Consider the following 1,813-nt stretch of genomic DNA (forward strand, 5'->3'; position numbering starts at 1 on the left):
CTGCCCATTTTTGTGACTTATTTATGCCTTCTTTAATTCCCCAATCTTAGACCTGAATCCTTACTTCAATGCTAAGGCAAAGGTGTCGTGAATTCGGACGGGATAAGCAATGCCTGTGATGGGGGAATCCGACCATTTTTCAAAGAAAATGGAGGCATTGTCTTCGGTTTGTTGAGCCGCAAGTTCAACTCGATAGCCTGGTTGGTCTTGGATATCAATTGTTTGATTAATCCCGAATTGTTTTAAGATTTTTTCCCCTTGCTCAAATAATTTTTTGAGATTATCTTTTTGCTCTCCAGATTCTTTTCGCAACTGATAGGCAAACAAATGAACATTCGGTGCATAGATTTTGGGAGGAGACATACAAGTTATTTCCCCTTTTTAATCTCTTCTTCGAGCTTTTTTAGTTTTTCTTTCACTGCTGGGCGTAATTCTTCAAAGACGTTACCGACTCCTGTTTTGGGTTGTTGAGCTTTGACTTTATTAATTTCTTTGTTATTTGGTGCAAACTCCCTAAGCTGTTCTCTGATATCTTTGTGTTTGCTTAACCATTCATTCAAAGTCTTCTCTATAATTGGCGAAGGTTCGCTGCTGACAGATTCTAAGGCTTGCTCCAATTCTCTTAAACAGTCTATTTCAATTGGTTTGCTTTTCACAAAGTTTGGGAAAGCTAATAAAAGAGGGTTTGTAGTCATAATATTTAGTTCCCTATGGCGCAAAATGCAGCCCAGTAAAACGGGCTTTCAAATGGTTTTTCGTCAGGGTCGTAACTTTCAAGGAAACCTTTGATATGTTGGGTTGACTCTGCATCTAATTTTAATACACCAATCCATTCTAGTAACTTAGATTGGGTAGCATCTCGCAGCCAAATTTGGGCAGTATTGAGGGCTACGGCCATATCAGCAGTTTCCAGATTTTCATAGCATTTAATCATTAGATAGGCGGTGGCGAAGTCATCGACTGACCACAAACTGGAGAGTACCCCTTGACTACCAGCATACAAAAAGCCTGTAGCCAAGCCAATACAATCATCACTTTGCTTGGTTGTGTCTGTCAACCCCGTTTTGCAAGCGGAGAGGGTGACGAGGCGGCAATTAGGTAAGTTCAGTGTAGCAAAGATGTCTTGCAAAGTTAGGCATTTGGCGAGGTTGGGTGTGTCTGTTGATTCCTTCGCTCCTGCTAGGATTAGGGATGACATCAGGGGTGTCTGGAAATCAAAGGAACCGTGACAGGAAAAGTGGACGTAGTGGGCTTGGGCGATGGTTTCTAGGTTGTCGATGATGGCGGCTTTGGTGGCTTGTTGTTTGCTTAAAATGTCGGCGGGTGCAAAGTCGCGTTTGATGACTTCTACTTCTATATCTGTGTAGGCAAGGTCTTCGGTAGGATTTTGGATGGCGAAAAGGGTGCGGGTATCGGCGGGTGGGCGTTGTCGTTGCTGTACTCGTTGCAGGAGTTGGCAACTGGGGGCGTATCGCACGCCTTTTTTGAAGCAATCAAGCAGACAAGGGTTTGCGGGGGGTTGGAGATGCGGAGTTTCTTGATTAAATCGCAACCAAGTTTGTTGGCTAACAGATAAGGCATGAAGGGGGAATAGATGCAGGTAGCGGTGGGGAACTAAAAGCAGGGAGTCACAATTGGCTAGGGTAGGGTGGTTGAGAATTTCATCAAGGCGCAATATTTGGGAAAGACTACTTAGCCACTCGGAAAGATTTTTTCGCCAGTTTTGGGTGTTATTAAATAAAGCTTGGAGGTAAGGATTCAGGTCTAAGATTGGGGAATTAAAGAAGGCATAAATAAGTCACAAAAATGGGCA

Annotated in this window: 3 protein-coding genes; all 3 read right to left on the reverse strand. The window is 43.2% G+C overall.

The genetic code is table 11. The features are described 5' to 3' along the window. Positions 1-60 precede the first annotated feature (60 nt). Genes K4039_RS26555 through K4039_RS26565 form a run of 3 tightly spaced genes read right to left on the reverse strand, consistent with a single transcriptional unit; the run spans position 61 to position 1,675 of the window. Positions 61-363, reverse strand: a complete 303-nt coding sequence (locus K4039_RS26555; RefSeq protein ID WP_265239498.1) for a hypothetical protein — start codon at positions 361-363, stop codon at positions 61-63. A gap of 5 nt (positions 364-368) precedes the next feature. After that, positions 369-695, reverse strand: coding sequence for a hypothetical protein (locus K4039_RS26560; protein ID WP_265239499.1), 327 nt, complete (start codon positions 693-695; stop codon positions 369-371). A 5-nt stretch (positions 696-700) separates the two neighbouring features. Further along, entirely contained in the window at positions 701-1,675 is a 975-nt protein-coding gene (locus tag K4039_RS26565) for a CHAT domain-containing protein (protein ID WP_265239500.1), read from the reverse strand. Between the last annotated feature and the right edge of the window lie 138 nt (positions 1,676-1,813).

The sequence above is a fragment of the Lyngbya sp. CCAP 1446/10 genome (assembly GCF_026130175.1).
GTDB lineage: Bacteria > Cyanobacteriota > Cyanobacteriia > Cyanobacteriales > Microcoleaceae > Microcoleus.